The 508-nt window shown below is 39.6% G+C and carries 2 protein-coding genes; both read left to right on the top strand.

Features of this window, described 5'->3' with window-relative positions; all coding sequences use genetic code 11:
* Positions 1 to 396, top strand: a 396-nt coding sequence (locus GMD4S_RS10360; RefSeq protein ID WP_000408552.1) for a YidC/Oxa1 family membrane protein insertase, incomplete at its 5' end; no start/stop codon positions are given.
* A gap of 14 nt (positions 397 to 410) precedes the next feature.
* On the top strand, positions 411 to 508 hold a 98-nt coding region (locus GMD4S_RS10355; protein ID WP_008287132.1), incomplete at its 3' end, for a Jag N-terminal domain-containing protein.

The following is a 508-nucleotide window of genomic DNA, read 5'->3' as shown; positions in this document are numbered from 1 at the left end:
TTTCAAGCCTTGAGTCGAGTAGACTTTTTGAAAACAGGTCACTTTTTATGGATTAATTTGGGAGGAGTAGATACAAGTTTTGTCCTTCCGATTTTGGCGGCAGTCTTTACCTTCTTGAGTAGCTGGTTATCGAATAAAGCTTTGTCCGAAAAAAGTGGAGCTACGACAGGGATGATGTATGGTATGCCTGTATTGATCTTTGTTTTTGCCATCTCCGCCCCAAGTGGTGTAGCCTTGTACTGGGCCGTATCCAATGCTTACCAAGTTCTGCAAACCTATTTTTTGAACAATCCTTTCAAGATTATTGCTGAAAGAGAAGCAGTGGCGCAAGCAGAAAAAGATTTAGAAGGCAAGAAGAGAAGAGCTTTGAAAAAAGCACAGAAAAAGAAAAAATAAGGAGGAATCTGATAATGGTATTATTTACAGGTTCAACGGTTGAAGAAGCAATCCAAAAAGGATTGAAAGAATTAGACATTCCAAGAATGAAGGCCCACATCAAGGTCGTTTC

Source organism: Streptococcus sp. GMD4S (assembly GCF_000296955.1).
Note: the sequence above shows the minus strand (reverse complement) of the source record. Positions and strands in the feature narration are given on the sequence as shown.